The sequence below is a fragment of the Nocardia sp. JCM 38205 genome (assembly GCF_058222935.1).
The window spans coordinates 350572-371767 of sequence record NZ_JBYHFL010000001.1 but is presented as its reverse complement, the minus strand read 5'-3'; the positions used below and the strand labels follow the sequence as shown (position 1 = coordinate 371767).

Sequence of the window (21196 nt, the reverse complement as noted above, 5' to 3'; positions counted from 1 at the left end):
CGGTAACGGTGCAGCGTCGCGCCGACCCATACCGGATATTCCGAAAGGGACGAGACCCGCATGAGCAACACCGCAACTCTTCTGGCGCAGCTTCGCGCTGTCCTCGACTTGACCAACACCGAAATCCAGATCGCCGAAACCCGGCTCGCGCAGGCCCGCACCGAGGCGGTGCATCGCGAACTGTCCGAGAACGCCGACAATGCCCGCGCCCGCGCCGAGGCCATCGAGGCCGCGGTGCGCGAACTCGGTGGTGTGCCACCGCTGATCGGCCCGTTCCTCGGCCGCGCGGGCGCCGCGATCAAGGCGATGGTCGAACAGGCTCAGCCGTTCGAGGAAGCGCTGCTCGGTGATCTGACCCTCGAACACCAGCTGCTCGACCGGGCCCGCTACATCAAGGCCCTCGCCACCGCCGACAAACTCCCCGACATCGTGTCCCTGGCCGACCGGCTGATCACCGCCCATTCGGCGACCGTCGACTGGCTCACCACCGTGCTGGCCGAGGACGCTCTCGGCGGCCCCGCCGCGCTGCGCCGCACCCCGCTCCAGGCGGCCGCGGGCACCGCGGTCAAACTGGTCAACCTGCCGGTCACCTGGTCGGCCCGCAGCCTGGACCGCGTGGTGGACACCGTCCGCGCGACTCCGCCCGCGCTCGGCGATCTGCTCGCGCAGGGCGCGCACGCCGGTGACGTCGCCGTCAAGACGCTCACCGCCTCGCGGGACGCGGCGCTGGAAACCGCCGAGCGGGTGGTCCGGCGTGAAGGTGCCGAGTCGGCCGCCGATGCCGTGCACTCACTGCGTGCCGTCACCGGAACCCTCGAACCGGAGGAGCTACCGATCGCGGACTACGACGAGCTGAACGTCGGCGAGGCGGTGGCCGCGATCAAGGAGCTGACCGATCCGGCCGATGTGCGCGCGGTCGTGGCCTATGAGGAGGCGAACAAGAACCGCCAGGGTGTGGTCTCGGCCGCCCAGACCCGGCTGGCCGGGATCGCGCAGGAGGTCACCGGCATCACCTGAGTGGCGGCGTTCCGGAAGAACACCGCCCGATCAGGTGTTTTCCTTCACAGACGGTGAGGTCGAACCGAGGCGATCGGCGCGATGTTCGGGTTGTACGACTCCGGTTACATTCTGGCCCGGCTGATCTTCGAGCGACTGCTCGGGCTGGTGTACCTGGTCGCCTTCCTATCGACGCTGGCCCAGTTCCGGGCGCTGTGCGGTGACCATGGATTGCTTCCGGCGCGCCGGTATCTGCGGGCGGCGGGCTTCCGGCGCGCGCCCAGCCTGTTCCAGCTGCACTACTCCGATCGGATGGCGGTGGCGCTGGCCGGGCTGGGCGTCGCGTTGTCCGCGGCCGTGGTGGCCGGTGTGCTCGATGTCGTCGCGCTGCCGGTGGCCATGGCGATCTGGGCGACCCTGTGGGTGCTGTACCTGTCCTTCGTGCACGCCGGGCGGGTGTTCTACGGCTTCGTGTGGGAGATGCTGCTGCTGGAAGTCGGGTTCCTGGCGATCTTCCTGGGAAACGCCGGCACCGCGCCGCCGATCCTGGTGGTGTTGCTGCTGCGCTGGGTGCTGGTGCGGCTCGAGGTCGGCGCGGGCCTGATCAAGATCCGCAATGATCCGGCCTGGCGTAACCGCACCGCCCTGTACTACCACCACGAGACCCAGCCGCTGCCGAACCGGTTCAGCTGGTACTTCCACCATCTGCCCAAGCCGATGCATCGCCTGGAAGTGGTGGGAAACCATGTCGCGCAGCTGATCGTGCCGTTCGGGCTGCTGTGCCCGCAGCCGATCGCGTCGGTGTCGGCGGTGATCATCATCGTGACCCAGCTGTGGCTGATGGTCAGCGGCAATTTCGCGTGGCTGAATCTGCTGACGATCACCCTGGCCACCCTCGCCCTCGATGGCCGGTTGCTGAACGCGATCCTGCCGGTCGAGCCGGCCCCGGCCGCGGATGGGCCGGTCTGGTTCACCGTCCTCGTGACGGTGGTCGCCGTGGTGATGGTGGCCGCGAGCTGGGCGCCCGTGCGCAATATGGCCTCGCGCGACCAGGTGATGAATGCCGCGTTCAACCGCTTCTACCTCGGCAACACCTACGGCCTGTTCGGCCACATCACCCGCACCCGGTTCGAGATCGTGATCGAAGGCACCGATGACGACCCCGACGCCGATCCCACCTGGAAGCCCTACGAGTTCAAAGGCAAACCCGGCACCCCGACCCGGCGCCCGCGCCAGGTGGCGCCGTATCACCTGCGGCTGGATTGGATGATGTGGTTCGCGGCGATGTCGAACCGCTACGCCGAAACCTGGTTCCTGAACCTGATGGTCCACCTGCTGCACGGCGATCCGGCGACGCTGCGGCTCCTCGGCGCCAATCCGTTCCCGCGGCGACCGCCGAAGTACGTGCGCGCCCTGCTGTACGTCTACCGGTTCACTTCCTTCGCGGAACGGCGCCGCACCGGGGCATGGTGGTCGCGCGAGCTGATCGACGAGTACATGCCGCCGGCCGCCCTGCTCAGCACCCGCCAGGGCGCAGCGGACGCGCGCGCCTCCGCCGAGGGCGAGCAGGAGTCCGGCCGGACCGCCGGAAGCCGCGACTCCAGTCGTGACAAGCGGCCGCGCCCGCCCCGCCGCTGATCGGCATCGCCGCTAATGGCCGGTCGACGCCCCGGTATCGACGACCAGCGCGACCAGCATCGCCGTGGCGGCCAGCAGGCTGAGCCCGATCAGGATCACCGGTGCGGTACCGAGGGCAGCGAGGACGGTGAGGCAGGCGAGAAAGGTGAGGATGTAGTGGTGCGCGTGCTGTGGTGCCATCGGATTCCTTCCGGCCGGGATCGGTGCGGACGGTGCGGTGACCGCGTGTACGGGCGAACCTGCACAGCTTCGGGACCGCTGCGGGTGTGCGTGGTGGTGAAAACGACGGGCTGTCCGGCGGACAGGGTCTTGTAGCCGGTGGTCTCGATCGCGGAGAAATCGACGAAGACCGCCTCGGTGCCGTCATCGGGGGAGAGGAACCCGAATCCCTTCTCCGCGTTGAACCAGGCCACAGTGCCGTGCCGCCACAGATAACCTATGCCATCCGACATAGATTTCTTATAGCACTCGGGTCAGCGGAGTTTCAAGTCGGTGCGGCGCCCGCGACATCCGACATGTGCTGCGGCAGGGGCGTTATCGTTGCGGCGGGGCCGGACGCTGCGAGCGGGCAGGAGGCGTGATGTCGCACGAAGAGGTCGACGAGGCGTTCGATGCGCTCATCGCCGCCGCGGACAGTCCGATGTGGGTGGTCACCACCGTCGCCGACGGTCGAAGGGCCGGCTGTCTGGTCGGCTTCGCCGGCCAGGTCGGCATCACGCCGCGCCGGTTTCTGGTGGCGGTGTCGAAGAACAATCACACCTACCGGATCGCCCGCCGCGCGGGATATCTCGCCGTGCATCTGCTCACCGGCGACCAGTTCGATCTGGCGCGTCTGTTCGGGTCGACGACGGGAGATTCCACCGACAAGTTCGCGCGGTGCGCGTGGTCCGGCGGCCCGCACGGCTTGCCGATCCTCGACGGGGCGGCCGGCTGGTTCGCCGGGCGGGTCATCGCCCGTAGTGATTTCGGCGATCATGTCGGTCATCTGCTCGAGCCGATGACCGCGACGGCGCCGCCGCCCACCGCGACCTCGTCGGCGCTGCACCTTCGGGCAGTGGCCGATCTGACGCCGGGCCATGAAGCCTGACGACGTGTCGCGACGAGCGGCGGCGCGTTCGAGAACCGTTGCCGGCTAGGCGGGTTCGGTCGCCGAGGTGTCCGCCTTCGCCGGTGCCGTCTCCTGCTCGGCCCGGATCTCGGCGCCCGATTCCGCTTGCGGCACCGTGAAAGTGGCCGCGACGGCAGCAACGGCGATCACGAAACAGCCGATCGTGTACCAGAGATTGCCGATCGGGTCGCCGTCGGCCGTCACGCCGTCCACGGCGCCGAAGAAGTCGGGCAACGCCGACGCCCACAGCAACGCCATCACAGCCAGATACACCAGGGCGTACCCCTGCACGAATCGATTGCGGTACCCGTATGCCCGCGTGGTGCCCGCGCGCAACGCCGCCCACTGCCGGTAGATGAGCACCGCCGCCACCACCGAGAGCACGACGAGCTCTGCGGCGTAGACGAATCCGCGCACGGAGTCGCTGCCGATCCCGATGATCGTGGCGGGCAGCGGCAGGACGAACGTGCCGACCGAGGCCAGCAGGCCGATCACCACGGTGCGCCACACCAGTTGTGGTCCGGTGAACGTCGTGCCCGCGTCGACGTGGCGGCCCACGAAGTACTGCACACACAGGGCCAGCGACATCGGCCACAGCGCGGCGAACACCACCACGCTCGGCAGCGGCACCGCATCGAAGAACGGCTGGTTGATGGGGTTGTCCAGCGACCACTCCCACCAGCGCAGCTGCGGACCGATGTGGTCGAAGATCTCGTAGAACGCGTGATGCACGAAACCGACGCACGCCGCACCGAGCAGCACGCCGTGGCGGCGGAAGATCCCGAGCATCCGCACGATTTCGAAGGCCACCGTCGCCATGAACGGATAGATCGCGATGATGTAGAGCGGCAGCCTGCCCCAGAGGAATTCCACGGTGAACAGGTTGTGCGCGAACATCGTGTCCACATGCTCGTCGATGCCGAACGCGCCGGGGAAATACAGTGGCGGTTCGATCACGAACAGGTAGGCGGTGGCGCCGAACCAGAGCACCAGGTTGGTCGGGTCACCGTGTTTGCGCAGCCGCATGATCGCGTAGATCAGTGCGAGGACCGAGCCGAGGACGATGGTGACCTCGAGCGCGAGCAGCGTCCAGTTCCCCAGCCCGGCCGGATTGCGGAACTCGACCAGCCCGCCGGTCTCCGCGCAGGAAAAGCCCATGCGCTCGGCGAGATCGGCGAAGGTCGGGGTACACAGATCGCTCATGAGTTCACCGCCGAGGCGACGGAGGTGTTCTGGTCCGCGGTGTACCAGCGGGTGCAGTCGTAGCCGGCGTCATAGCGGGCGAACCACCGGTCGGCCAGTTCGGGCAGGTTCTCGTGGGTCGGGTCGTGCTTGGGCATCTGGCTGCGGAACACACCGGCCAGTGCGGTGAGCTGTTCCTTGCGTGGCAGTCCGTCGAACGCGCGCGGCATCGGGCCCTTGGTCAGGTAGGGGGCGAAGGCGGTCAGCACCTTCTGCTTGGCGCGGTGGCGGGCGAACATCGCCATGGCATCGACCTGGCGGTCGGCGAGCGGCACATGCTGATTGAAGCCCATGCAGGCGATCCGGATCACCTTCATCACGTGCGCGAAGATCGACGGCGCCATCCGCATCCGGTAGAGCTCGTCGCCGACCACGGCGTTGAACAGGATCAGCGCGGAACTGCGGTGCTCGACCTCCTCGACGAAGTGCCAGATGAACAGCGAGGCCACCCGGTCGTCACCGGGGCGGAACAGGGTGTCCTCGTTGTCGAGCATCAGCTTGAACACCGGCGTGAAGGTGGCCTCCAGGTCGGCGGTGTAGGCGAGCCGGTAGTTCTGTGAGGTGGCCTCGGTGAGCAGATCGAACTCGCCGATCACCGCGTCGAGGGTGTTCTGCAGCCCGGGATATTTCTTGATCAGCGCCTTGACGTGCTGACGGTGCGCGGTCGAGTGATGGCCTTCCTGGCGCATGAAGGCGGTGGCTTCCGCGGCCACCTCCGGGTCGGTGAATACCGGCTTGAGCTGCATGATCAGCTTCACGATCATCTTCTCGAAGCCGACGGCCAGGAACGAGACCGCGTTCGACATGCTCGACCAGGCCGGGTTCTGCGGGTTCCACAGGAACGGGACATCCGCGTCCTCGAATCCGAAATCCATCTTTCGGGGCTGCACATTCGTCACAGGGAGTACCTCGCGTCGGGGATGGGGCGGTCGCTGCGCGGAGCAGCGCTCTGCACGTAACCATACAACCAAGCATCCGCTTGTATGATTACTTTGTGAAGATCGCCGGACCCGGACACGGCGGTGGTAATGTCCGCTCGGTGGCGCGCAGACGCGGATGGGGCGGGAGTCCGCCGAAAGACGACGAGGAAGCGCACCGGCGCATCGTCGCCACCGCGGTGGAGTTGATCGGCCGCACCGGTGCGGCGGTCAGCATCGCCGATGTCGCCGACGCCCTCGGAGTCATCCGCCAGACCGTCTACCGCTATTTCCCCAGCGCCGAATCGCTGCTGACGGCAGCCGCCGTCGCCTCGGTCGACGGATTCCTCGACCGGCTGGCCGCCCACGTCGCCGGCCTGGACGATCCGGCCGAGGCGATGACCGAAGCCGCTCTGTTCACCCTGGCCGACGTGCGCCGCACCCCGCACCTGGCCATCGTGCTGACGAGCTCGTACTCGACCATCGACCCCGACAGCATGACCTCGGTACAGGCCAAGTCGTTCGGTATGACGATGATCCACCGCTTCGACGTCGACTGGGCCCGCCACGGCTACGACGAACCCGCCCTGCAAGAACTGGTCGAATTCGTCCTCCGCACCATGCACTCGTTCCTGGTGTCCCCGGGCAACCCGCCGCGCACCGAGCACGAATTGCGCGCCTACCTGCGGCGCTGGATGGGTTCGGCCATCGCCGCCCAGCGCGACATCGTGACGCGGGCCGCCCAGCCCGGCTGACCCGGCGGCCTCAGCCGCGTACCGGCAAGCCCGGCCGGGGGAGCCGGCGGAGCGGTGCCGCCGACGTGTGCGAGTTGGAAACCGGTCTCACTCAGGTGGTGGGTTGCCGCAGCCGGCCGCCGAACTCAGGTTCAGGGCGATGTCGACGATCAGGTCTTCCTGCCCGCCCACCAGGCCGCGTCGTCCGGCTTCGGTGAGCAGGGCGCGCACTTCGACGCCATGGATGGCCGACGCGCGTTCGGCGTGCCGCAGGAAGCTGGAGTAGACCCCGGCGTAGCCCAGGGTGAGCGTCTCGCGGTCGACCTGGACGGGCCGGTCGATCAGCGGGCGGATCAGGTCGTCCGCTGCGTCGGTGAGCGCGTTCAGATCGGCGCCGTGCTTCCAGCCGGTGAGGTCGGCGACGGCGACGAACGCCTCGAGCGGGGTATTGCCTGCGCCCGCACCGAGTCCGGCGAGTGAGGCATCGACGCGGGCGACGCCCTCCTCGACGGCGACGACACTGTTGGCCACCGCCAGTGACAGGTTCTGATGCGCGTGCACCCCGATCTCGGTGGCCGGATCGAGCACGTCGCGGTAGGCGCGCACCCGCCGGCGGATACCGTCCATGGTGAGGTGGCCACCGGAATCGGTGACGTAAACACACTGCGCCCCATAGGATTCCATCAGCGCTGCCTGCTCGGCCAGCCCGGCCGGAGTGTTCATATGGCTCATCATCAGGAACCCGGAGACGTCCATGCCGAGGTCACGGGCGTGGCCGATGTGCTGGGCGGAGATATCGGCTTCGGTGCAGTGGGTGGCCACCCGTACCGAGCGCACGCCGAGGTCATAGGCGCGCCGCAGATCGGCGACGGTGCCGACGCCGGGTAACAGCAGGGTGGTCAACCGGGCAGAGGTCAGCACGCCTGCGGCGGCTTCCAGCCATTCCCAGTCGGTATGGCTGCCGGGACCGTAGGTGAGGCTGGCGCCGGCCAGCCCGTCGCCGTGGGCGACCTCCACCGCGTCCACCCCGGCGGCGTCGAGTGCGGCGGCGATGGTGGCGACGCGCTCGGGCGTGATGCGGTGCCGCAGCGCGTGCATGCCGTCGCGCAGCGTGACGTCCTGGAGAAAGACGGTGGTCATCGGGTCGGCTCCGGTGCGGCGGTGAGCTGCTCGGCCACGCGCAGGGCGGCCGAGGTCATGATGTCGAGGTTGCCCGCATACGCGGGTAGATAGTGGGCGGCGCCTTCGACTTCCAGGAACACCGACACCTGATGGGTCACCGGGTCGGCGCCGACGAGCGTGCGCACATCCGAGCCGACCTCGCTGATCTGGATGTCCTGCACGAGCCGGTAGCCGGGCACATAGGCCGCGACGGCATCGGTCATCTCCCGCACCGATTCCCGAATCCGTTGCGGTGCACCACCATCGGTGTCGTTGATCAGCGCGAGCACGGTGTCGCGCATGATCAGCGGCGGGTCGGCCGGATTGAGCACGATGATCGCCCGGCCGCGCCGCGCACCACCGACCGCCGCGATGGCGGCGCTGGTGGTCTCGGTGAACTCATCGATGTTGGCGCGGGTGCCAGGGCCCGCGGATTTCGAGGCGATACTGGCGACGATCTCCGCGTAGGGCACCTCGGTGACGCGGCTGATGGCGGCCACGATCGGGATGGTGGCCTGCCCGCCGCAGGTCACCATATTGACGTCGGCGGCGTCGAGGTGGGCGGCCAGGTTCACCGGCGGGACCACGAACGGTCCGAGTGCGGCGGGGGTCAGGTCGATCAACCGTTTACCGTACGGGGCCAATGCGGCGGCATTGACGTGATGGGCGCGAGCGGAAGTGGCGTCGAAGACGATCTCGATGTCGTCGAACCCTGGCATGGCGATCAACCCCTGCACCCCGTCGGCGGTGGCCGGTACGCCGAGGCGCACGGCGCGGGCGAGCCCATCGGATTCGGGGTCGATTCCGACCATGGCACCCATCTCGAGCCGCTGCGACAGACGCAGCACCTTGATCATCAGATCGGTGCCGATATTGCCGGACCCGATCACGGCGACCTTCGTACGACTCATGCGTTCTCCCAGGTGAATTCGACGGAGCTGACGACCTCGGCGCCGCGGCCGATCTCCGCGCGGACCAGGGTGCCCGGACACAGTGCCGCCATCGGTCCCAGCGCACCGGATAACACGATGTCCCCGGCTCGCAGCGGATCACCGAACTCACGGGCGGCGCGCGCCAGCCAGGCCAGCGCCACGAGCGGATCCCCGAGACAGTCCGCACCGGTTCCTTCGGAGACCAGCGTGCCGTCCACGCTCATCCGCATGGCGATCTCGCGCGGTTCGAACTCGCTCAGCGTCAGGGCGGGCTGCCCGAGGGTGAACCAGCCGCTCGATGCGTTGTCTGCGACCGTGTCACCGAAACTGATGTCCCAGTGCGCGATGCGGCTGTCGACGATCTCGAGTGCCGCCACCGCATGGTCGATCGCCTCGCGCACGCTGTGCGCATCCAGATCGTCGCGGTCGAGATCGGCGGCGAGCACGAAGGCGAGCTCGGCTTCCACTTTCGGTTGCAGCAGCGGAGGCCGTAGTGCGGCCGGGGTCTGCGGAACCTGCATATCGGCGAAGAGCACGCCGAAATCGGGCTGGTCCACGCCGAGCTGCTGTTGTACGGCGGGGGAGGTCAGCCCGATCTTGCGCCCCACCACCCGAGCCCCGGCCGCGCGCCTGCGCCGCACTCCGAGGGTTTGCACCGTGTAAGCCGCCGCCACGTCATCGCTGCCGATCAGGTCGCGCACCGGCGATGTGGGCACTCCCGTCCTGGTGGCAGCGTGCAGGCGTTCGGCGGCGGCCAGGACGGTGGGGCCGACGGGGTATCGGGCCACGGTCGAACTCATCGGTTCTCCTCTGCGCGGATGGACGCGGCGGGCTCCCGGTCGGAAATAGTGGCGGACAGGTGCAGTTGCCGTCGCAGCGCCGCGACGAGCTCACCGGTCCGTTCCGGTGTGGCGGCGCCGAAGACGAACCGGTCCGGGCGCATCAGCACCACTCCGCCCGGTCGCAGCTTCGCGGTGCCGAACCAGCGCATCAGCGCGCCGGTGTGGTCTTCGAGGTCGACCACGTCGTCGCGACCGTCGCCCGGCTTGCCCCGCGGACGTCCGCCGAGCGGGTACACCGAGACGAACCGCGTGTCGAGCGCGCGCAGCACGTCCAGGTCGGTGGCGGTGAAGGCGCCGCGCGGATCGGTGCCGTAACCGAGCACGGCGAATCCGAGGCCGAGATGGTCGTCGAGGCGGCTGTGACGTCCGTCGTAGCTGCGGACCTGCGGCTGCGGCGACAACCCGCCCTCGATGCCGCGCAGCCCCCGGCGCGGCAGGCCGAGGTAGGCGCCGCGACGGAAACGTGGTGCAGGCTTGAACTTGGCCTGGCGGATCCAGCCGCCGAGACCGGGCATCCGCACCGTGGTCGCGAGAAGCGCGTCGCGCACCGCGGCGAGTCTCCGATTACGCAGGGAAACCACGTTCTTGTTCACTACCGACAGGTCGATCATCGCCTTCGCATGCGGCCGGCGTTCGCTTTCGTAGCTGTCCAGAATCGCCGGATCGGCCCCGAAACGCAGGATCGCGGCGAGTTTCCAGGACAGGTTGTCCGCATCGCGCACACCGGAATTCATGCCCTGGCCGATGAACTGCGGAGTCATGTGCGCGGCGTCGCCCGCGATCAGGATCCGGTCCGCGCGCCAGCGGTCGGCGACCACGGCGTTGAAGGTGTAGACGAGCTTGCGCAGCACCTCGACCTCGTCGGGATCGACGTAGCGGGCGATGTGGCGGCGCACTGTCTGCGGGTCCTCCATCTCCTGCCCGGTCTGATCCGCCCGCAGCATGAACTCGAAGCGGTGGTGGCGGTCCGGCTGTGGGCAGGACACGATCGGCAGTTCCGGATCGCACACGAAGTCGAAGTACGGCAGGTGCCGGAACGCGTCGACGCCGTCGCGTGCCCTCAGGTCGACCACCAGCCAGCGTTCCGGGAAGCTGGTGCCGGACATGTCGATTCCGAGCTGGGTGCGCACCACCGAGCGACCGCCATCGCAGCCGACCAGGAACTTCGCCCGCACTCGCTCGGTGCTGCCCGGTTCGAGTTCGGCCGGATGCCGGCCGTACCCGGTGCCGAGGCATTCGGCGTGCTCGACGACCACACCGGCGCGGTCCTGCTCGAAGCCGGTGACCGCACGGCCGCGGCGCACCGTGACGTGCGGATACCGCTCGAGTGCGCGCTCGAGGCTGTTCTCCAGATAGGGCTGGTAGAGAAAGTTGGTGACCGGCCAGCTCAACGGCCGTTCGATCTGGTTGAACTGGGCCAGGACCCGTCCATCTCCGCGTACCCATTGCACGGTGGAATCGAGGTTCATCTCGGCGTGGATCTCGTCGGCGACGCCTGCGGTCTGGAAGATCCGCAGGCATTCGTCGTCGGTGTAGACCGCGCGCGCGAGCCCGTAGTACTCCGGCTCGCGTTCGAGGACCAGGACATCGATGCCATGGCGACCGAGCAGATTGGCCAGCGTCAGGCCGGTGGGACCGAGGCCGACGATCACCACCTCGTGATCGAATTCGTTCATCTGGCTGTACTTCCGGTGAGTTCGGGAACAGTGATCTCCGGTGTGCGCAGGCGTGCGGCCGCGGTGCGCAGCTGGGCAAGCCGCTCCAGCGGACCTGCCGAGACGGTGTGATGGCCCCAGGTGCTGATGCCCTGGTAGGTCGTGGCCTGCCAGGCGGCGTCGAGTTCGGGCGTGACTACCACCGGGTTCCAGCCGACCTCGAGCTCGAATCCCGAGGGCGTGACGCAATAGAACGACAGCTCACGATCATTGGTGTGCTGCCCGACCGACCACGCCATCCGGAAACCCAGATCGGTGACCCGGCCGTAGGCGGCGAGCATGTCGTCCAGCGTCGCGGACTGGATATTGACATGCTGCACCCGCGTGCGGATCGGATCGATCGTGATACCCCGGATATTCGCGACCGCGATCGAGTGATGCCGTTCGTTGACCCGCAGAAACCGAATCCGCATCCGCAGCCCGGAGATGTTCTCGTCGATGAAATCCGAGAGCTTGCAGTCGAACAGCGTGCGGTAGTAGGAGTGCATCGCCTCCGGCTCCCGCGACACGATCGCCACATGCCCCATCCCGGCCTCCCCGGTCACCCAGCCGGAGCTGAGCATCCGCAACGGTTCGGCCGTGGTGACGGCGGTGGTGAAGATCTCGGTCGCGATGCCCTTCGGGCCGGGAAACCGCCACAATCGCTCCACCCCGCGCAGCGCCGCCTCCAAGCCGGTGCCCTCCCGGATCGGCACGCCGCGATCGGCGAGCCGCGCCAGAATGCGGTCGAAGGTCTCGTGGTCGTCGACCTGCCAGCCGATCGCCGTCACGTCCTCGTCGGTGCCCTGCCGGATCAGGAAGCGGCACGCGCGGTCGTCGAGCCGGAACCGCAGCGTGTCGCCGTCGAGCCGGTCGACGTGCAGGCCGATGGCCGATCTGCCGAATCGGTCCCACTCGGTGAGCCTCTGTGACCGCACCTCGAGGTAGCCGAGATGCACCGCGCCGAATACCGAGCCGGGATGCGGGAAGGCGGTCATCGTGATTCCCCGAGGAAGGCCGCGGCCAGCTCATTGAACAGATCGGCGCGCTCCCACTGCACCCAGTGCCCCGTGCGCGCTGCCATGTACACGTCGCAGTTGGGCATGCGTTCGGCCAGCATGCGCGCGCCGGCCGGCCGATTCACCTGGTCGGCCTCGCCCCACACCACCAGGGTCGGGTGGTTCACTGTGGCGAGCCGGGCGTCCCGGGTGAAGTCCATCCGCCACAGCGTGCGCAACGCGGTGGGTCCAGACGGGCGGCGCAGCGGCGGGTTCGCGACCACCTCGGGATCGATGCTGTCCCGGTAGCGCCGGTCGATCATGTCGTCGGTGATCGCGCTCGCGTCGTAGACCAGGTATTCCCGCAGGAACGTGGCCAGCTTCTCCCGGCTCGGGCCCGCACCGCCGTAGTAGGCGAGCAGCGTTTGCAGGCCCTTGGTCGGCAGCGCGCGCGTGGTGCCCACCCCGCCCGGACCCATGAGAATCAGCCGATCCACCTTCTCCGGCCGGTCCATGGCCAGTCGCAGCGCCGCCGCGCCACCGTAGGAATTGCCGACCAGATGGGCGCTCGGAACGTCGAGGACGTCGAGCAATCCGCCGACCGCCGCCGCGAGATCGCCGAACGGATCGGACTGATCGATGCGTTTGGTGGAGCGCCCGTAGCCCGGCATGTCCGCCACGATCACCCGGAACCGGCCGGCCAGCGACGCCACATTGCGTGCGTAGTTCGACATCCCGGAGGCGCCGGGGCCGCCGCCGTGCAGCAGCACCACGACCGGGCCGGAGCCGGATTCGGTGTAGTAGATGTCGCGGTCGCCGACCCGGGCCGTTCGCCCGGCTTCGACGCCGATATCAGGTTTCGTCACCCGAGACCTCCAGACCATTGATGATGAAATCATCAGGCACGATGGAATCCCTTGTCAAGGTGTTCTGATGATTTCATCAACAACTGGTGATCGCTACTGACGAAACCCTCAGATATGGTTCGACGGGATGAGATGCAGGGAGAGGTGAGAATGACTGGCGAATCGACCGTGCGCACCCGCACCGACCGCCGCCGCGAGCGCACTCGCAACGCGCTGCTGGCCGCGGCCCGCACATTCCTGTCCGAGGGGCGCTCGGCGGTCAGCATTCAGGAGATCACCGACGCCGCCGACGTCGGCTTCGGCTCCTTCTACAACCACTTCGACTCCAAGGAGCAGCTGTTCGACGAGGCGGTGCGCTCCGCGCTCCAGGCCTACAGCGAGCTGCGCGACGGCATCGTCGCCCGCTACGACGATCCGGCCGAAGTGTTCGCCGTGAGCTTCCGGATGACCGGCCGGCTCCAGCGCCGCATCCCGGAGATGGTGCGCGTGGTGCTCAACAGCGGCATGGGTGTGATGATGCGTGATGAGGGGCTGGCCCCGCGCGCCCGCCGCGATATCGCCGCGGCCCAGGAGGCCGGCCGTTTCGAACCGATGGATCCGGACCTGGCCGTGATGGCAGCCGGGGGCGCGATGCTGGGGTTGCTGCAACTGCTCGACGCCGACCCGTCCGCCGACGCCGACGCGCTCTCCGACGAGATGACCTACCGGATGCTTCGCATGTTCGGCATGAACAAACGGACCGCCCAACGCCTCAGCTCCGGCCCGCTACCCGAGATTCCGGAACTCTGACCACGCCCGGCCGTGAGCTGCCCGTCCCGGGATCGAACGCGCAGCCGGGGCCTGCCGGCGCGCTGCCTAGACTGCGGTGAACGATATCGAGCTCGATCGACAAGGAGAACCCGCCGATGACATCTCCCACCGCGCGCGCACAGATCGGGGTCACCGGCCTCGCGGTCATGGGCAGCAATATCGCCCGGAACTTCGCGCGGCACGGCTACACCGTCGCCCTGCACAATCGCAGTATCGCCAAGGTCGACGCCCTGCTGGCCGAGCACGGCGGTGATGGTGATTTCGTGCGCACGGAGTCGATCGAGGAGCTGATCGCGGCGCTGGAGAAGCCGCGCCGGGTGCTGATCATGGTGAAGGCCGGTGAGGCCACCGACGCCGTCATCGAGGAACTGGCCGCGGCCATGGAGCCCGGCGACATCATCATCGACGGCGGCAATGCCCTCTACACCGACACCATCCGGCGCGAGGCGTCGCTGCGCGAGCGCGGGCTCAACTTCGTCGGCGCGGGCATTTCCGGTGGTGAGGAAGGCGCGCTCAACGGGCCGTCGATCATGCCGGGTGGGCCCGCCGAGTCCTACGAATCGCTCGGGCCGCTGCTGGAATCGGTGGCCGCGAAGGTCGACGGCGTCCCGTGCTGCACCCACATCGGCCCGGACGGTTCAGGGCATTTCGTGAAGATGGTGCACAACGGCATCGAGTACGCCGATATGCAGCTCATCGGCGAGGCGTACCACTTGTTCCGCGAGGCGCTCGGCTTCGATGCCAAGCAGATCGCCGATGTGTTCACCCAGTGGAACTCCGGTGATCTGGAGAGCTACCTGGTGGAGATCACCGCCGAGGTGCTGAACCAGGTGGACGCCAAGACGGGGAAGCCGCTGGTCGACGTCATCGTGGACGCCGCCGAGCAGAAGGGCACCGGCCGCTGGACGGTGAAGTCCGCCCTCGATCTGGGCATTCCCGTCACCGGTATCGCGGAGGCCGTCTTCGCCCGCGCGCTGTCCGGTTCGCGTGCCCAGCGTGCCGCCGCCAAGGGCCTGGCCTCGGGCACGCTCGCCGACAAGCCCACCGATGTGGAGACCTTCACCGAGGACATCCGCCGCGCGCTCTACGCCTCCAAGGTCGTCGCCTACGCACAGGGTTTCGATCAGATCGCGGCGGGCAGCGCCGAGTACGGCTGGGGTCTGAAGCCGGGCGATCTGGCCACCATCTGGCGCGGCGGCTGCATTATCCGGGCCCGGTTCCTGAACCGGATCAAGGAGGCCTACGACGAGAACCCGAACTTGGAGAGCCTGATCCTGGCCCCCTACTTCCGTGAGGCCATCGAGACCGCGATCGACAGCTGGCGCCGAGTGGTCGCCACCGCGACCCTGCTCGGCATCCCGGTGCCGGCGTTCGCATCGTCGCTGTCCTACTACGACGCCCTGCGCGCCGAACGCCTGCCCGCCGCCCTCACCCAGGGCCAGCGCGATTTCTTCGGTGCGCACACCTATGAGCGCATCGATGCCGAGGGCAAGTTCCACACGCTGTGGAGCGGGGATCGCAGCGAGATCCAGACCAGCTGAGGGCGGGGAGGCCGGAGCGGCGGCACGTCCGCTCCGTCCTCCTGTCCGGCTCAGACGCGTTCGATGCGCGCCAATGTCCTTGCGCTGCCGTCGACTTCGAGTTGGACGTGCAGTCCGTCGCGGCTCTGCCAGGAGCGGATCTGCACCTCGTCGCCGGCCATGACGGGCCCGGCGTGTTCGAGGATCACCCGGTACGGCGGGGCCGGGGCGTCGGGGTATCGGGCGAGGGCCTCTTCGACCGCCTCCCAGTGCACCGCGTTGTTGACGTGGCCGTAGCGATCCACATCGGTCACCCGCAGCGGGAACGGCCGCACCTCGCCGTCCGCGCCGGTGTGTTCGGCGAGCGCGGGCCGCCAGCGCAGCCGGTGCTGATCGGTGGCGGCGAGCATCGGCGCCATGAAGCGGTCGGTCATCCGGGCCGGGCGCCCGGCCTCGATATCGACGTGGATGAGGAACATCTCGGTCTCGATCAGGCCGCCGTTCTCGCTGCGGACCTGGATCCGCATATTGCACCACCGGTTCGACAGCGCCGAGGGCCAGCGCCGCAGATGCACCCGGTCACCGAATTCGATGGGTGCCAGCACATCGATGACGGTGCGGCGCACGATCCAGCCCGGATGCAGATCGCCGTCGTCGACCACCTGGAGGTGGTCGTAGCCGATGTCCTGGAGGTACCGCGCGACCGCGTCGAGCCGTAGCCGCTCCTCGCCGTCGGTGTCGCCGAGGCGTACCGGCCAATGCTCGTGGAAGGCCCGGTTCTCGTCCGGGCACGGTGTCAGGGGGAACGCGATCTGGGCCAGCCGGTCGGCAGTGGCAGTGCTCATGCGGCTCCTTTCGCAGGTCGCGGGCCAGCGTAGCGCCGGCGACCCTTGCGTGCACGCGCGGCGAGGGGGACCGTGTTGGTGTGGTCGCTGATGTCGAGCGAGGCCGAACCGCATTCCGCGCCGCCGCGTGGGACGAGGCGTACGCGGTGCTGGGCCGGGCGGCCGACACCGGCGAGCTCGACGCCGCGGATCAGGAGATCCTCGCCGAATGCGCCCACCTGCTCGGGCACACCGAGCAGAGCGTCGACCTGCGCGGTGGGCTGTACGCGCAGTACGTGCATGATGGCGCGCACCGCGAGGCCGCACTGTGTGCCTATCGCATCCACCTCGTGCTGAGTCTGCACGGCGATATCGCCGCGGCCATGGGGTGGCTGGCCCGCGCGCAGCGCCTGCTCGCCGCCGAACCCGAATGCGCGGCGCACGGCTATGTGTGCCTGGCCGAGGCCGAGGCGAATTACTTCGCCGGCAATCTCGACCTCTCGCTGGAACTCGGGCGCCGCGTCACCGCGCTCGGCGAACGTTACGGCGATCGCGATCTGGTCGATTACGGTCTGCACCAGCAGGGACGGGCCCGGGCTGCCCTCGGCGATATCGCGTCCGCTGTGGCTCTGCTCGATGAAGCGATGCTCGCCGTGGTCTCGGGTGAGGTGCGCAGTCCGCTGCTCAGTGCGGGCATCTATTGCAGCTCGATCAGTGTCTGCGAGGCGATCTCCGATATCGCCAGGGCGCAGGCGTGGACGTCGGCGTTCGAGCAGTGGGCGGGTTCGCGTCTGGTCGGCACGCCGATGTCGGGATCGTGCCGGATGCACCGAGCGGTGATCCTGTGGCTGCACGGGTCGTGGATCGAGGCCGAACGCGAGGCCCGGCTGGCCTGCCGGGAGCAGAACGGCACCGTCGCGATGGACGCGGGCCGCGCCTGGTACCAGGTTGGTGAGATCCGGCGACTTGTCGGCGATCTCGCGGGCGCCGAAGAGGCGTTCGCGCACGCCGGCCGATACGGCAGCGAAGTCCAGCCCGGGATGGCCTTGCTGCGCGCCGCGCAGGGACGCTCCGACGCCGCGGCGGCGGGGCTGGCGAGAGCCTTGGCCGAACGGCCCGCCGATCGCCTCGCCCGCGCGAAACTGTTGCCTGCCCTGGCCGAACTATCGCTGGCCGCGGGGGAGTACGCGCAGGCGCAGCAGGTGGTGGCCGAGCTGGAGGCGCTGGCCGATCTCGGTCCGGCGGTGCGGGCCTGCGCCGCCTACGCGCGCGGCGCGCTGCACCTGGCCGAAGACGATCCGGCCGCGGCGCTCCCGGCGCTACGGACCGCGGCGCGGATCTGGTCGGACCTCGATATGCCCTAATTCGGGGTGGATCGTCAATGGGCCGACGACCCCGACGCTGCCCCAGCGGGTGCCGAAATTGGAGCCGGCCAATCGGCCGTCCACGACGGCGGCGAAGGCGGCGCTCGGATCGACTGTCCACCGGGTGCGCACCAGGTCGGCGCTCTGGGCGAACGTCATCGGATCGGGGAGTCCGATGAAGGTGCCGAAGGCAAGGCGGAAGATCGAATCCGCTTCCGCCAGGTCTGATTCCCTCAGTGTCCGGTAGGCGGTCCCCGAGGCGTACCGGTTCGTTGTCGCAGTGCTCATATCCGAACGGTAGGGCCGGGGCCGGGGCTGCCGCATCGGGTGAACGGCCCATTCGGCCGGTGCTCGGCAATGAGGTGAAGTACCCACAGTCGTCCGGTGGACGGCGATCCCGATCTTCGGGAGGCGATGCGTGGTGAAACGCGAGGCCGGGGGAGTATGGAAGGGGAACGGGGTGTCCGCGCGTCGACGGCGCGCCGGAGACGGTGGAACGATCGGTCGAGGAGGCCGGGCATGCGCGGAATCAATCATGTCGTGCTGTACGTGTCGGATCTGGAGCGCAGTCTCGCCTTCTACGAGGGCGTCCTCGGTTTCGAACGGCTGCCCACCGGATTCCCGGGCGGCGCGTTCCTCCGGCACGCCGGTTCGGCCAACGATCACGACCTCGGTCTGTTCCAGGCGCGCAACGCCGCGGCCGCACCGCCCGGTTCGGTCGGGCTGTACCACGTGGCGTGGGAGGTCGACACCTTGGCCGAGCTCGCCGCCATGCGGACGAAGCTGGCCGGGGCGCGTGCGCTCACCGGTTCCGGCGATCATGGTTCGACCAAGGCGCTCTATGGCCGCGACCCGGACGGCATCGAGTTCGAGGTGTGCTGGTTGGTGCCCGATGCACGGGTCGAGGAGGCGTTGCGTCCCGGTACCTCGTTGACGGGGCCGCTGGATATCGACGCCGAGATCGAGCGTTACGGCGCGGATACCGAGGGTGGTCCGCGCACCGATCCGTCTGTGTGGGCCCGGATCGCGGAACGTGATGCCGCGCAACGGGGTTCGTGAACAGCCCCGGGCCGGCAGAATGCGCCGAGGCCGGGCGACGCAGCGGTGCGGCCGCCGTCAGAACAGCCGCAGATTCCCGAGGTAGATCTTGTCGCCGACCGCTACCGCGGTCTGCTCACTGGTGATTTCCCAGACCTGCCCTTCGCTGTCCCACACCTGAAGTCTGTTGCCCGCGCTGGACGATTCGGTGACGATGGCGACTCGGCTGCCGTCGGTGCCGAGCAGCGTGCCGTCGTCGGACATGGCGCCGGTGATCACATACTCACCGGTGTAGGCGTCCACCACCCGGCTCGACCCGTAGGTCGCCAGCAGCGTTCCGACTCCGCGCAGCGGCAGATGTTCGGGCCGATCGTCGCCACTGTAGGACTGCTGCTCCCAGAGCACGATCCCATTGCGCGGACTGATGCCGGCGTAGGTGGTCGTGGTGCCATTGGTCTTGATGGCCATCGGCACCGAGGTCTCCACCGGGCCCCGCTGGGTGTAGTACGGGTGTTGGCTCGGGCGCCAGCCCGCGGGCAGGTCGGCGGTTTTGGTGCCGTTGCGGTCGTAGATCCCGCGTGCATCGCCGTCGCCGAGGACGAAGCCGTCGATGAAGACGTTCCACGTGTCGTCGAACTGTTCGGCGCTCTCGCGTCGCAGGATCTCCGCACCGTCGTCGAGGCGGATCACCCGGAACTCCCACTTCGACAACGGGTTCGACGGATCGGGCGCGGAGGTGACCATGGCCAGCCGGGCCAGTCCGAACACGTCGATGGCATGGCGTGGCTGCCCGGACGGTGTGGTCGCGGCGATATCGGTGCCACTCAGCGGCGCGAGCTCGCGGCCGTCCAGCCCGACGACACGCAGCAGCGGTGACAGTGGGTCGTCGGGGCGGTCGACGAAGACGAACCGGTCACCGGCGGCGGTGAGGCTGTACACGTCGCCGGTGGCGGGCACGGTCGCGATGATCCGGCTCGCCGCGATATCGACCACCAGGACGGTGTCCGTGGGGCCGGACAGGTCGCAGGCCACGGCCGCGTGGTTCGGGCTCACGACACAGCCGACCAGGTGAGATTCGGTGTCGTCCAGGAGGATGGGCGCGGTGCCGTCGACGAGCCTGCCGGTCTTCGCGTCGACGATGTCGAGGTAATCGACCCAGTCCGCCTCCGGCGATCGGACTGTGCGGGTGAACAGCACGATCTCGGAATCGCCGCCGACCGCCGACACCCTCAGCGTGCTCGAGCCCGGCGGCCCGGGAATCTCCTGCAGTGTCCACACCGGTTCATCCGGGCGCTTGTCGAGTGCCGGCAGGATCGGTGTCACCGGGCGCCGGGGCAGCTGCGCGGCTTCCTCGGCGCCGGCATCGTGCAGATACCCCCGAATGCCCACGACAGCGCCGATGGTCGCGATGACCGCGACGACCAGCCCGGCGATCACCAGCGGAATCCGGTGCGGTCGCGCCGATCGTGACCCCGCACCGACCGAGCCGGGCGGTCGGTGCGGCACGGCAGGAGTGGGCCCGGCGGCCGGTGGCCGGGCAGGTGCGGCCGGGGCGAACGCACCACCGGCCGGGTTGGCCACCGTCGGCGCGTAACGGTCGCTCGCCGCGCCGGGGATGGCATGCTGCGGCGCAGACCCTGCCAGCGCCTGTCCGAGGGCGGCCGCGAACTCCCGGCTGGTCGCGAAACGATGCTCAGGACTCTTCGCCATCGCCCGCGCGATCACCGCATCGACCTGCGGCGCGAGGTCGGGCCGCCGCTCACGCACGCTCGGTACCGGCTGTTGCGCGTGCGCCATGATCACCGCGACCGGGCTGGTCCCGGTGAACGGCTGCGTACCGGTGAGCAGATGGAAGGCGGTGGCGGCCAGCGCGTACTGGTCCGATCGTGGTCCGACCGGCAGGCCCTGCATCTGTTCGGGCGAGGCGTAGGCGATGGTGCCGATCGTCATTCCGGTTCCGGTGAGGTCGGAACTCTCCGGACCCATGCGAGCGATACCGAAATCGGTGAGCAGGTAGTGGCCGGTCCTGGCGAGCAGGATGTTCGCGGGCTTGACATCCCGGTGGACGAGTCCGCGCGCACCCGCGTAGTCGAGTGCGTCGGCGACCTCCGCGATCGCCCGCGCCACCTCGGTGGCCGGCAGCCCGCCCGGCGCGGTCGCCAGCAGCGCCGAGACGTCGACGCCGTCGATCAGCGCGAGTGAGATCCACAATCGCCCGTCGAACTCCCCGCGGTCGTGCACGCTCACGATGCCGGGATGCGAGAGCGAGGCGGCCAGGTCGGCCTCCCGCTCGAATCGCCGCCGATACTGTTCGTCCCGGGTGAACTGCGCCGCGAGCACCTTGATCGCATCCGACCGCGGCAACCGCGGATGCCTGGCGACATACACCTCGCCCATGCCGCCCACCCCGAGTAAGCGTTCGATGGTGTATCCCGCGAACACCGACCCCGGCTCCAAAGCCCCCACCGCTGGTTACCTCCGCTATGCGATCCGTGAAACGATCACACCGTAT

The 21196-nt window shown here is 68.6% G+C and carries 20 protein-coding genes and 1 pseudogene; 8 read left to right on the top strand and 13 right to left on the bottom strand.

Annotation, left to right across the window (positions count from 1 at the left end; genetic code table 11):
- Window positions 1–60: 60 nt before the first annotated feature.
- Together AC4HOU_RS01745 and AC4HOU_RS01740 are read left to right on the top strand one after the other, a co-directional pair.
- Window positions 61–1017: a ferritin-like domain-containing protein gene (locus tag AC4HOU_RS01745; RefSeq protein WP_163811025.1), complete on the top strand. Its 957-nt coding sequence runs from the start codon at window positions 61–63 to the stop codon at window positions 1015–1017.
- 81 nt (window positions 1018–1098) lie between these two features.
- On the top strand, window positions 1099–2634 hold the full coding sequence (locus AC4HOU_RS01740; protein ID WP_195019456.1) for a lipase maturation factor family protein: 1536 nt from the start codon (window positions 1099–1101) through the stop codon (window positions 2632–2634).
- A gap of 12 nt (window positions 2635–2646) precedes the next feature.
- Here AC4HOU_RS01740 and AC4HOU_RS01735 read toward each other — a convergent pair whose 3' ends face one another.
- Entirely contained in the window at window positions 2647–2814 is a 168-nt protein-coding gene (locus AC4HOU_RS01735) for a hypothetical protein (protein ID WP_228806660.1), read from the bottom strand.
- A gap of 65 nt (window positions 2815–2879) precedes the next feature.
- Window positions 2880–3086, bottom strand: a pseudogene (locus tag AC4HOU_RS01730) (cold-shock protein); the annotation flags it as partial.
- A 128-nt stretch (window positions 3087–3214) separates the two neighbouring features.
- Here AC4HOU_RS01730 and AC4HOU_RS01725 point away from each other — a divergent pair.
- Complete coding sequence (locus tag AC4HOU_RS01725) at window positions 3215–3721, top strand: flavin reductase family protein (protein WP_163811032.1); 507 nt, start codon at window positions 3215–3217, stop codon at window positions 3719–3721.
- A 45-nt stretch (window positions 3722–3766) separates the two neighbouring features.
- On the opposite strand, the gene AC4HOU_RS01720 is transcribed toward AC4HOU_RS01725, so the two are convergent.
- Both AC4HOU_RS01720 and AC4HOU_RS01715 read right to left on the bottom strand, forming a co-directional pair.
- A complete protein-coding gene (locus AC4HOU_RS01720; RefSeq protein ID WP_490724046.1) occupies window positions 3767–4945 on the bottom strand; it encodes a hypothetical protein in 1179 nt (392 codons plus the stop codon).
- On the bottom strand, window positions 4942–5883 hold the full coding sequence (locus tag AC4HOU_RS01715; RefSeq protein ID WP_163811037.1) for a metal-dependent hydrolase: 942 nt from the start codon (window positions 5881–5883) through the stop codon (window positions 4942–4944). Before AC4HOU_RS01715 ends, AC4HOU_RS01720 begins: the two co-directional genes overlap by 4 nt.
- Before the next feature lie 140 nt (window positions 5884–6023).
- Between AC4HOU_RS01715 and AC4HOU_RS01710 the strand changes: the two genes are divergently transcribed.
- Window positions 6024–6656 (top strand): TetR/AcrR family transcriptional regulator, encoded by a 633-nt coding sequence (locus AC4HOU_RS01710; protein ID WP_490724243.1) that lies wholly within the window; start codon window positions 6024–6026, stop codon window positions 6654–6656.
- A gap of 87 nt (window positions 6657–6743) precedes the next feature.
- On the opposite strand, the gene dmpG is transcribed toward AC4HOU_RS01710, so the two are convergent.
- From dmpG to AC4HOU_RS01680, 6 genes are read right to left on the bottom strand one after another with little or no spacing between them, the layout of a single operon-like run.
- Entirely contained in the window at window positions 6744–7775 is a 1032-nt protein-coding gene (dmpG, locus tag AC4HOU_RS01705) for a 4-hydroxy-2-oxovalerate aldolase (protein WP_194991289.1), read from the bottom strand.
- Complete coding sequence (locus AC4HOU_RS01700) at window positions 7772–8707, bottom strand: acetaldehyde dehydrogenase (acetylating) (protein ID WP_194991290.1); 936 nt, start codon at window positions 8705–8707, stop codon at window positions 7772–7774. Before AC4HOU_RS01700 ends, dmpG begins: the two co-directional genes overlap by 4 nt.
- On the bottom strand, window positions 8704–9528 hold the full coding sequence (locus tag AC4HOU_RS01695) for a 2-keto-4-pentenoate hydratase (protein WP_490724045.1): 825 nt from the start codon (window positions 9526–9528) through the stop codon (window positions 8704–8706). Before AC4HOU_RS01695 ends, AC4HOU_RS01700 begins: the two co-directional genes overlap by 4 nt.
- Window positions 9525–11246 (bottom strand): bifunctional 3-(3-hydroxy-phenyl)propionate/3-hydroxycinnamic acid hydroxylase MhpA, encoded by a 1722-nt coding sequence (mhpA, locus tag AC4HOU_RS01690; protein WP_490724044.1) that lies wholly within the window; start codon window positions 11244–11246, stop codon window positions 9525–9527. The genes AC4HOU_RS01695 and mhpA overlap by 4 nt, the downstream gene beginning before the upstream one ends.
- Window positions 11243–12262 carry a VOC family protein gene (locus AC4HOU_RS01685; RefSeq protein ID WP_490724043.1) on the bottom strand — a complete coding sequence of 340 codons (1020 nt, stop codon included), beginning with the start codon at window positions 12260–12262 and terminating at the stop codon, window positions 11243–11245. The genes mhpA and AC4HOU_RS01685 overlap by 4 nt, the downstream gene beginning before the upstream one ends.
- A complete protein-coding gene (locus tag AC4HOU_RS01680; RefSeq protein WP_490724042.1) occupies window positions 12259–13128 on the bottom strand; it encodes an alpha/beta fold hydrolase in 870 nt (289 codons plus the stop codon). Before AC4HOU_RS01680 ends, AC4HOU_RS01685 begins: the two co-directional genes overlap by 4 nt.
- 150 nt (window positions 13129–13278) lie before the next feature.
- Between AC4HOU_RS01680 and AC4HOU_RS01675 the strand changes: the two genes are divergently transcribed.
- Window positions 13279–13917, top strand: coding sequence for a TetR/AcrR family transcriptional regulator (locus AC4HOU_RS01675; RefSeq protein WP_228815087.1), 639 nt, complete (start codon window positions 13279–13281; stop codon window positions 13915–13917).
- 116 nt (window positions 13918–14033) lie between these two features.
- Complete coding sequence (gnd, locus tag AC4HOU_RS01670) at window positions 14034–15479, top strand: NADP-dependent phosphogluconate dehydrogenase (protein WP_194991542.1); 1446 nt, start codon at window positions 14034–14036, stop codon at window positions 15477–15479.
- Between the two features lie 50 nt (window positions 15480–15529).
- On the opposite strand, the gene AC4HOU_RS01665 is transcribed toward gnd, so the two are convergent.
- Entirely contained in the window at window positions 15530–16303 is a 774-nt protein-coding gene (locus tag AC4HOU_RS01665; protein WP_490724041.1) for an acyl-[acyl-carrier-protein] thioesterase, read from the bottom strand.
- 80 nt (window positions 16304–16383) lie between these two features.
- Between AC4HOU_RS01665 and AC4HOU_RS01660 the strand changes: the two genes are divergently transcribed.
- Window positions 16384–17646 (top strand): ATP-binding protein, encoded by a 1263-nt coding sequence (locus AC4HOU_RS01660; RefSeq protein WP_194991544.1) that lies wholly within the window; start codon window positions 16384–16386, stop codon window positions 17644–17646.
- Here the strand turns inward: AC4HOU_RS01660 and AC4HOU_RS01655 are convergent.
- The gene (locus AC4HOU_RS01655) at window positions 17602–17934 is read right to left on the bottom strand and encodes a hypothetical protein (protein ID WP_195019447.1); all 333 of its coding nucleotides are present in this window, start codon (window positions 17932–17934) and stop codon (window positions 17602–17604) included. The two genes, AC4HOU_RS01660 and AC4HOU_RS01655, sit on opposite strands and share 45 nt — an antisense overlap.
- 231 nt (window positions 17935–18165) lie before the next feature.
- On the opposite strand from AC4HOU_RS01655, the gene AC4HOU_RS01650 reads away from it, so the two are divergent.
- On the top strand, window positions 18166–18705 hold the full coding sequence (locus AC4HOU_RS01650) for a VOC family protein (protein WP_195019446.1): 540 nt from the start codon (window positions 18166–18168) through the stop codon (window positions 18703–18705).
- Window positions 18706–18762: 57 nt separating this feature from the next.
- Here the strand turns inward: AC4HOU_RS01650 and AC4HOU_RS01645 are convergent, their stop codons facing one another.
- Window positions 18763–21150 (bottom strand): serine/threonine-protein kinase, encoded by a 2388-nt coding sequence (locus AC4HOU_RS01645; protein ID WP_490724040.1) that lies wholly within the window; start codon window positions 21148–21150, stop codon window positions 18763–18765.
- Window positions 21151–21196 lie beyond the last annotated feature (46 nt).